5 protein-coding genes are annotated in these 8,907 nt (G+C 68.4%); 3 read left to right on the forward strand and 2 right to left on the reverse strand.

What is annotated here, in order from left to right; all coding sequences use genetic code 11:
* Positions 1–210: 210 nt before the first annotated feature.
* A complete protein-coding gene (locus LXT23_RS33415; RefSeq protein WP_253984437.1) occupies positions 211–2,307 on the forward strand; it encodes a S46 family peptidase in 2,097 nt (698 codons plus the stop codon).
* Positions 2,308–2,392: 85 nt separating this feature from the next.
* Here the strand turns inward: LXT23_RS33415 and guaA are convergent, their stop codons facing one another.
* The gene (gene guaA / locus LXT23_RS33420) at positions 2,393–3,946 is read right to left on the reverse strand and encodes a glutamine-hydrolyzing GMP synthase (protein WP_253984438.1); all 1,554 of its coding nucleotides are present in this window, start codon (positions 3,944–3,946) and stop codon (positions 2,393–2,395) included.
* 98 nt (positions 3,947–4,044) lie between these two features.
* On the opposite strand from guaA, the gene LXT23_RS33425 reads away from it, so the two are divergent.
* Positions 4,045–4,677, forward strand: coding sequence for a hypothetical protein (locus tag LXT23_RS33425; RefSeq protein ID WP_253984439.1), 633 nt, complete (start codon positions 4,045–4,047; stop codon positions 4,675–4,677).
* A 115-nt stretch (positions 4,678–4,792) separates the two neighbouring features.
* On the opposite strand, the gene guaB is transcribed toward LXT23_RS33425, so the two are convergent.
* The gene (gene guaB, locus LXT23_RS33430; protein WP_253984440.1) at positions 4,793–6,250 is read right to left on the reverse strand and encodes an IMP dehydrogenase; all 1,458 of its coding nucleotides are present in this window, start codon (positions 6,248–6,250) and stop codon (positions 4,793–4,795) included.
* 175 nt (positions 6,251–6,425) lie between these two features.
* On the opposite strand from guaB, the gene LXT23_RS33435 reads away from it, so the two are divergent.
* Positions 6,426–8,732 carry a TIGR02266 family protein gene (locus LXT23_RS33435; protein WP_253984441.1) on the forward strand — a complete coding sequence of 769 codons (2,307 nt, stop codon included), beginning with the start codon at positions 6,426–6,428 and terminating at the stop codon, positions 8,730–8,732.
* Positions 8,733–8,907: the final 175 nt, after the last annotated feature.

An 8,907-nucleotide genomic window follows, 5' to 3' on the forward strand; every position in this document is an offset into this window, starting at 1 on the left:
TTCCGGTCGGGCTTCGTTGTTCCGAAATGGGCCTGGATTCGGGCAATCACCGAGGAACGCCCGCGTACTTCCTACCCACGACGGCGCGGAATCGCCGCGCTGCTCGCCTGTTCCGAGCGTCGGGAATATTTCCCGCCTTTTTCCCGGCTTGACCCAGGCAGGGGGTTCCCGCAGAACGCGGCAACCTACGGCCCTGGAAAGGACCTGTTCATGAAGCGCTTGTTCCTGATTGCCACCCTCCTCGGCGCGGCGCCTGCGTTGGCCGACGAGGGGATGTGGACGTACAACAATTTCCCCGCCGCGAAGGTGAAGGAGAAGTACGGCTTCGAGCCCTCGCAGCAGTGGCTCGACAAGGTGCGCCTGTCGTCGGCGCGGCTGGCGGGCGGCTGCTCCGCGAGCTTCGTGTCGCCGGAGGGCCTGGTGATGACGAACCACCACTGTGCCCGCGGCTGCATCGAGCAGCTGTCCACGGCGAAGAAGGACTACATCGCCAACGGCTTCTACGCGAAGACCCAGGCCGAGGAGAAGCAGTGCCCGGCCATGGAGATCAACCAGCTCGTCAAGATCACCGACGTCACCGACACGCTGAACCAGGCCACCCAGGGCATGTCCGGCAAGCAGTACGCGGACACGCTCAAGGCGAAGATGTCCGAGCTGGAGCAGGCCTGCTCCAATGGTGACGCCAAGAAGCGCTGCGACGTCGTCACCCTGTACCAGGGCGGCAAGTACAACCTGTACGAGTACCGCCGCTTCCAGGACGTGCGCCTGGTGATGGCCCCCGAGCACGCCATTGCCTTCTTCGGCGGAGACCCGGACAACTTCGAGTTCCCCCGGTACGACCTGGACGTGACGTTCGTGCGCGTCTACGAGGACGGCAAGCCGGCCAGCACCAAGGACAACTACTTCAAGTGGTCCGAGAAGCCCGTCAAGGAGGGCGACCTCACCTTCGTCTCCGGCCACCCCGGCCGCACCTCGCGCGGGCTGACCATCGCCGAGCTGGAGATGCAGCGAGACCTGGTGCTCCCCAAGACGCTGTTCATGCTCTCCGAGATTCGCGGGATGATCACCGAGTTCCAGCGCCGCGGCCCCGAGCAGAAGCGCATCTCCAACAACATGCTCTTCGGCGTGGAGAACGCGCTGAAGGCCCAGAAGGGCCGCCACGAGGCGCTGCTGGACAAGAAGTTCTTCGCGCAGAAGGTCGCCGCGGAGCAGGACCTGCGCAAGAAGGTCGACGCCAACCCGGAGATGAAGAAGAAGTACGGCGCCGCGTGGGATGAGATTTCCAAGGCCCAGGCGCAGCTCGTCAACATCCGCAAGGATCTGAACTTCATGGAGCAGGGCCAGGGCCTGTCCTCCCAGCTCTTCAGCATCGCCCGCACGCTGGTGCGCGGCGCCGACGAGCTGCCCAAGGAGAACGGCCAGCGCCTGCGCGAGTTCAGCCAGGCCGGCCTGCCCGCCCTCAAGGCCCAGCTGCTCAGCCCCGCCCCCATCTACCCGGAGCTGGAGATTGCCCGCCTGACGTTCAGCCTCACCAAGATGCGCGAGGAGCTGGGCGCGGACCACCCGTTCGTCAAGAAGGTGCTCGGCAAGGAGTCCCCGGAGAAGCTGGCCGCCCGCGTCATCAAGGGCTCCAAGCTGCGTGACGTGAAGGTGCGCGAGGCCCTGTTCACCGGTGGCAAGGCCGCCGTGGACGCCTCCAAGGACCCGATGATCGAGCTGGCGAGGCTGGTGGACCCGGATGCCCGCGCCATCCGCAAGAACTACGAGGAGAACATCGAGGCCGTCGTCCGCAAGAACAGCGAGCTCATCGCCAAGGCGAAGTTCGAGGTCTACGGCACCAACCAGTACCCGGACGCCACGTTCAGCCTGCGCCTGTCCTACGGCTCGGTGAAGGGCTACATGGAGGACGGCAAGAAGGTGGAGCCCATCACCCAGATGGCCAACACCTTCGACCGTCACACCGGCGAGGACCCGTTCGCCCTGCCCCCGTCCTGGCTGAAGTCGCAGAACATCCTCGACGGCAAGACGGGGATGAACTTCGTCTCCACCAACGACATCATCGGCGGCAACTCCGGCTCGCCCATCATCAACAAGGACGCGGAGATCGTCGGCCTGGTGTTCGACGGCAACATCCAGTCCCTGGGCGGTGAGTACGGCTTCGACGAGAGCGTCAACCGCACCGTGTCCGTGCACAGCGACGCCATCATCGAGTCGCTGAAGAAGATCTACGGCGCCACCCGCGTCCTCGAGGAGCTGCGCCCCGGCAGCACCAAGGTGCCGCCCGTGAAGACCAACCCGGCGGGGTAGTCACCCCCTGAGGGGCCCTGAAGCAAGAAGAGGCTGCCCGGAGCGAATCCCGGGCAGCCTCTTTGCTTTCTACCGCCCTACCCGCTCACTCCCACTCGATGGTGGCGGGGGGCTTGGAGGAGATGTCGTAGGCGACGCGGTTGATGCCGCGCACCTCGTTGGTGATGCGGGTGGAGATCTTCTCCAGCACGGGGAACGGCAGGCGGGCCCAGTCGGCCGTCATGCCGTCCACGCTCGTGACGGCGCGCAGCACGCAGGTGGACTCGTAGGTGCGCTCGTCGCCCATGACGCCCACGCTCTGCACGGGCAGCAGCACGGCGAAGGCCTGCCAGACCTCCTTGTAGAGGCCGGCGGCGCGAATCTCCTCCTGGACGATGGCGTCCGCGCGGCGCACCAGGTCCAGGCGGGCCTCCGTCACTTCGCCCAGCACGCGGATGGCCAGGCCCGGGCCCGGGAACGGCTGGCGGGAGACCATCTCGTCCGGCAGGCCCAGCTCGCGGCCCAGGGCGCGGACCTCGTCCTTGAAGAGCTCGCGCAGCGGCTCCACCAGCTTGAGCTTCATCGTCTCCGGCAGGCCGCCCACGTTGTGGTGGCTCTTGATCGTCACGGACGGGCCCTTGTAGGACACCGACTCGATGACGTCCGGGTAGAGCGTGCCCTGCGCCAGGAACTCGGCGTCCTGGATGTCGCGCGAGGCCTCCTCGAACACGGCGATGAACTCGCGGCCGATGATCTTCCGCTTCTTCTCCGGGTCCGTGACGCCGGCGAGCTTCTCCAGGAAGCGCGCCCGCGCATCCACCGTCTTCAGCGGCACGTGGAAGCGGTCCACGAAGAGCGACTCCACGTGGGCGCGCTCGCCCTGCCGCAGCACCCCGTTGTCCACGAAGATGCACTGCAGGCGCGGGCCGATGGCCCGGTGCAGCAGCAGCGCCGCCACGGAGCTGTCCACGCCGCCGGACAGCGCGCAGATGACGCGGCCCTGCTCACCCACCTGCTTGCGGATGGTGGCCACCGCCTCGTCGATGAAGCCCTTCATCGTCCACGAGCCCGTCACCTTGCAGTCGTTGAAGAGGAAGGCGCGCAGCAGCGCCTTGCCCTGCGGCGTGTGGACCACCTCCGGGTGGAACTGGAGGCCGTACCAGGGCTTGCTCGTATGGGCGGTGGCCGCGAAGGGCGAGTTGCCGCTGCGGCCGATGGCCTCGAAGCCCGGCGGCAGCTCGTCCACCCGGTCCCCGTGGCTCATCCACACCTGCACCCTGTCACCCGGGTTGAACTCGGCGAAGGGCCCCCGGCGGGCGAGCACCTCCACCTCCGCGCTGCCGAACTCACGGTGCGCGCCACGGTCGATGCGCCCGCCCAGCAGCTTGGCCATCAGCTGGAGGCCGTAGCAGATGCCCAGCACGGGCACCCCGGCCTCGAAGACGAACGGGTCGCACCGGGGCGAGCCGGCGGCCTCCACGGAGGCAGGGCCGCCCGAGAGGATGATGCCCCGGGGCGCGTAGCGGCGGATGTCCTCCGCCGGGAGGTCGGGACGGTGGATTTCGCAATACACCCCCAGTTCCCGGACGCGCCGGGCGATGAGCTGGGTGTACTGACTCCCGAAATCGAGGATCAGGATCTTCTCGGCGTGCAGGTCCACCGGAGGTCTCCAAGGGGCGTCGTTGACGGCTGGGGGCCCTTATCGCTACAAACTTCCGGAAATCAACGCCCAAGTACCTTCAATTGTTCGAGGTCTGGATGCTCCGCCGTCTGTCCGCCCCCACTGCTGCGACCCTGCTCCTGCTGTGCACTCCTGGCTGCGTGAAGGAGATCTCCTCGGACGAGCGGCTGGACCGCGAGACCCAGAACCTGGCGGTGAAGGACACGCCCGGGGCTGCCGAGCTGCAGAAGCTCTCCTGTGAAGACACCACCGACGCGCTCGGCAAGGCGCGCAACGTCAACCGGCCGGAGACGGACCGGCTGGTGGACTACATCGAGCTGTACACCTCGCTCCGCAAGCGCACGGCGACCTTCGAGGACGCCATGAACCGCAACCCGGACCTGAACTACCGCGAGGGCAGCCAGCAGATCGTCAACGCCAAGGACACCTGCATCCAGCAGACGGCCGACGTCCGGGTGGAGTTCGAGACCTACATCCGCGAGCTGGTGGAGGTGCCCACCGTCCAGGAAATCAAGGGCGGCAACACCGTCACCATCGCCCGGCTCGACTTCAACACCCTGCGCCAGGCGATTGAGACGCTGGAGCCGGACGACAAGGACGCGCTCCTCAACCGCGTGGCCAACGCGGAGAAGAAGGTGCAGCCGGCGTCCGCGCCTGCCTCCGAGGAGGGCGACAAGCCCGCCGGTGGCGGCCGCAAGAAGACCCGGTAGCGCCGGCCGCTCCACCGTCCTCCAACGAGAAAGGGGCCCCGCCGTCACGGCGTGGGCCCCTTCGCATTTCCAGGGGACGGACCGGGGAGCCAGGCCCCGGGCCGCCCGGCCGCCGCTACTCCACGCGGTAGTTGGGCGCTTCCTCGGTGATGATGACGTCGTGCACGTGGCTCTCCTTGAGCCCGGCGGACGTGATCCGCACGAAGGTGGCCTGGGTGCGCAGCTCGTCGATGGTGCGGCAGCCCACGTAGCCCATGCCGCTGCGGATGCCGCCGAGCATCTGGTGCACGTTCATGCCGAGCGTGCCCTTGTAGGGGACGCGGCCCTCGATTCCCTCGGGCACCAGCTTCACCGCCTCCACGTCCGACTGGAAGTAGCGGTCCTTCGCGCCCTGCTTCATGGCGCCCATGCTGCCCATGCCGCGGTAGCTCTTGTAGCTGCGGCCCTGGTACAGGATGACGTCGCCGGGGGCCTCCTCGGTGCCGGCGAAGAGCGAGCCGATCATCACCGTGCTGGCGCCCGCGGCGAGCGCCTTGACGATGTCGCCCGAGTACTTGATGCCGCCGTCGGAGATGATGGGGATGCCGTGCTTCTCGGCCTCGCGGACGCAGTCGTCCACCGCGGTGATTTGAGGCACGCCCACGCCGGCCACCACGCGGGTGGTGCAGATGGAGCCGGGGCCGATGCCCACCTTCACCGCGTCCACGCCCGCCTCGATGAGGGCGCGGGTGGCCTCCGCCGTGGCCACGTTGCCGGCGATGAGGTCGAAGCCGCGGAAGTTCTTCCGCGTGTCGCGCACCCCGTCCACCACGCCCTTGGAGTGGCCATGGGCGGTGTCCACGATGATGACGTCCACGCCGGCCTTGATGAGCGCGTCGAGCCGGGCCTCGCGGTCCGCGGACACGCCCACGGCGGCGGCGCACAGCAGGCGCCCCTTGGCGTCCTTGGCCGCGTTCGGGTTCGTCCGGCGCTTCTCGATGTCCTTGATGGTGATGAGGCCCTTGAGCTCGAACGCGTCGTTGACGATGAGGAGCTTCTCGATGCGGTGCTCGTGCAGCAGCTTCTGGGCCTCTTCCTGGCTGATGCCCTCGCGGCCGGTGACGAGCTTGCGCGTCATCATCGACTCCACCTTCTGGGTGAAGTTCGTCTCGAAGCGCACGTCGCGGCTGGTGACGATGCCCACCAGGCGCCGGCCCTTCACCACCGGGACGCCCGACACGCCGTGCTGGCGCATCAGCTCCAGCGCGCGGCCCAGCGGGGCCTCCGGCTCGATGGTGACCGGGTCCACCACCATGCCGCTCTCGAACTTCTTGACCTTGAGGACCTCGAGCGCCTGCTGCTCGGGCGTCATGTTCTTGTGGATGACGCCAATCCCGCCCTCCTGGGCCATGGCGATGGCCGTCCGCGACTCCGTCACCGTGTCCATGGCGGCCGACAGCAGGGGGATGTTGAGCCGGATGTTGCGGGTGAGGCGGGTCGTCAGGTCGACGTCCTTGGGGACGACCGAGCTCTCGGCCGGCACCAGCAGGACGTCATCGAAGGTGAGGGCGAGCCGGATATCGGGGTTCAGCATGAGCGGCGCTCCCGGGGCATGAAATACCCGCCGGGCACCAGCGCCTGCGGGTGCGGTTCCATACGAGGTACGCTGTCAGGGCGCAACCGGGAAGGGAGGTCTTTTTGACGCCCGTTCCCTCGGACTTCGGGCGATAATCCCGACGTCTCTCCCCTCTCGTCTCAGGAACCGGGCTTTGACGGAATCGAATCAGGGTGCGGTCGGGCTGGTCGTGAAGCTGCCCTTCGCGACACCCGAGGAGTTCCTGGCGAAGTACGGCGCCAACGTCACCCGGGGAGGCATCTACCTGCGCGCCCGCGCGGTGAAGCCGCCGGGGACGCTCGTCACGCTGGACCTGCGGCTGGCCGGGGGCGAGCGCCTCATCCACGCCTCCGCGGTCGTCCACTTCGTCACCGGTCAGGCCGGCCAGGGCGTGCCCGGCATGGGCCTGCGCTTCCTGAACATGGACGCGCAGACGCGCCGCTTCCTCGACTCGGCGCTCGTCACCCTGCCCCACGCCCAGTCGGACGTCCCCCCGGTCCCCAACGGCGTGGGCGCGGCCGACTACACCGTCCCACCTCCCGCTTCCGCCGCCGCGCCCGCGGCGCTCGCTCCGGCGGCGCCCGCCGTGGCTCCCGCGCCGGGTGCGCCGCCGGCCGCGCCGGTGATGATGACGGACGAGGCGCTGGGGCTGACGACGGAGGAGCCCAAGCGCACCGGCCTCATCATCGGCATCGACCTGGGGACGACGAACTCCTGCGCGGCGTACACGCGCAACGGGAAGCCCGGGGTGCTGCCCAGCCGCGAGGGCCACAACACGGTGCCCTCCATCATCGCCGTCAACACGCGCGGCAAGCTGGTGGTGGGCCACCCCGCCAAGGGGCAGATGCTCACCAACCCCCGGCAGACGGTGTACGGCGCCAAGCGACTGGTGGGCCGGGCCTACAGCTCCACCGTGGTGGAGCACATCAAGGACCGTTTCCACTACGAGATTGCCGCGGGCGCCAACGGCGACGCGGGCGTGAAGCTGGGCGACAAGATCTACACGCTGCAGCAGCTGTCCGCGCTCATCCTCCGCGAGGTGCGCGAGGTGGCGCAGAACCAGCTGGGGCAGCCCATCTCCCGCGCGGTCATCACCGTCCCCGCCTACTACAACGACAACCAGCGCCACGCGGTGCGCGAGGCCGGGAAGCTGGCCGGCCTGTACGTGGAGCGCATCCTCAACGAGCCCACCGCGGCGGCGCTGGCGTACGGCTACGGCCGCAAGCTGAACCAGCGCGTGCTGGTGTACGACCTGGGCGGCGGCACGTTCGACGCGTCCGTGCTGGAGCTGAACGACAACGTCTACGAGGTCATCTCCACCGGCGGCGACACGTTCCTCGGCGGGCTCGACTTCGACAACGCCATCGTCGCGTACCTGCTGGAGGAGTTCCACAAGAAGGCCGGCCGGCCCTTCCAGGGGGACCGGGTGGCCATGCAGCGCATCAACGACGCGGCCGAGCGCGCCAAGTGCGCGCTGTCGGAGCGCACGGAGATGCGCGTGCACGTGGCCTTCGTCACGATGATCGACGACAAGCCCTATGACCTGGACGTCACGCTGACGCGCCAGAAGCTCATCGAGCTGACCGAGGGCCTGGTGGACCGCACCGTCCAGGTCTGCGACGAGGTGCTCAAGGTCAAGGGGCTGGGGCCCAAGGACGTGGACGAGGTCATCCTCGTCGGAGGGCAGAGCCGCTTCCCGCTGGTGCACGAGAAGATCACCCGGTTCTTCGGCAAGCCGCCCAGCAAGGGCGTGCACCCGGACGAGGCCGTCGCGCTGGGCGCGGCGCTGCTGGCGCACAGCCTGGGACAGCTCGAGGGCGTGGTCCTCATCGACGTGCTGCCCATGGCCATCGGCGTGGGCCTGCCGGGTGGGCGCTTCAAGCCCGTGCTGGAGCGCAACACGTCGCTGCCGGCCACCAAGAGCTACTCGCTCTCCACGCACCGCGACGGGCAGACGGAGCTGGAGCTCACGGTGTTCCAGGGTGACTCCGACAAGGCGTCGGACAACGAGTACCTGGGCACGCTGAAGCTGGCGGGGCTGCCCAAGCGGCCGCGCGGCGGCGTGCAGGTGTCCATCACCTTCGAGGTGAACAACGAGTCCCTGCTGAAGGTCACCGCGCGCGAGGCCACCTCGGGCCGCGTGGTGACGAGCACCTTCTCCACCCGGGACACCCCCGAGGCGGTGAAGGCGAAGCTGGCGCAGATGGAGGCCGAGAGCATGTCGGCCTCCAGCGCGCACGCGGGCGCGGTGGCCACGGGCCCCGCGTCGCCCGTCAAGGCGCCCACCGAGGCGGTGCCGGCTCACGCGGCCGGGGCGCACACCCAGGCGCCGAAGTCACCACCGGCGCCCAGGGGTGCCACCCAGGCGCCTGCGGGAGTACATGCGGCGACCGCGGCCGTGACGGTCCCGAAGCAGAAGGGCTTCATGCGCTGGCTCAAGGGCCTCTTCGGACGGGCCTGAGCTTCCTCACCTGCTCTCGCAGTGGCCGTGTGGCGCACGCAGGGGCCGTGCGCCACACAAGTATCAAATCCAGGGCCGGAGTAACTGTGTGGTCAATCTGTCCGACCTTTATCAGTCGGGGGGGCCTGTTATTAAGCGCAGCCGTCGATAACTGGACGGAAGAGCGCTGCCCTAC

Origin of the sequence: Pyxidicoccus xibeiensis (assembly GCF_024198175.1) — a bacterium.
In the GTDB taxonomy this organism is placed as follows: Bacteria; Myxococcota; Myxococcia; order Myxococcales; family Myxococcaceae; genus Myxococcus; species Myxococcus xibeiensis.

What these genes read in the sequence shown, in the direction of transcription:
- LXT23_RS33415 (WP_253984437.1), top strand. Translation starts at nt 211, where the DNA reads ATGAAGCGCTTGTTCCTGATTGCCACCCTCCTCGGCGCGGCGCCTGCG.
- LXT23_RS33425 (WP_253984439.1), top strand. Translation starts at nt 4,045, where the DNA reads ATGCTCCGCCGTCTGTCCGCCCCCACTGCTGCGACCCTGCTCCTGCTG.
- guaB (WP_253984440.1), bottom strand. Translation starts at nt 6,250, where the DNA reads ATGCTGAACCCCGATATCCGGCTCGCCCTCACCTTCGATGACGTCCTG.